The sequence below is a fragment of the Bradyrhizobium sp. Kon10 genome (assembly GCF_055807395.1).
On the sequence record NZ_JBVVOZ010000305.1, the window covers coordinates 1 to 254 of the forward strand.

The window sequence follows — 254 nt, forward strand, 5'->3', positions numbered from 1 at the left end:
GCCATGCGCCACGGATTTAAAGGCCGCCGGTTCGCCCGCAGCATAAGCCATCGCAAGTCGATGTTTGCCAACCTTGCCGTATCGCTCATCGAGCATGAGCAGATCCTCACCACCTTGCCGAAGGCGAAGGATCTGCGTCCGATCGTCGAGAAGCTGGTGAATGTCGTCGGCCCGCCTCTTCTGTTGGCGACGCTTCTCCGCCAGTTCACGGGAAAAAAAGGCCAGGCGTGTCGGCACGCCTATTTTCTCCGCAG

At 59.4% G+C, this 254-nt stretch carries 1 pseudogene; it reads left to right on the forward strand.

The annotated features are described in order from the left end of the window. Window positions 1–3: 3 nt before the first annotated feature. Window positions 4–165: pseudogene (locus AC0L2O_RS37140) on the forward strand (bL17 family ribosomal protein); the annotation flags it as partial. Window positions 166–254 lie beyond the last annotated feature (89 nt).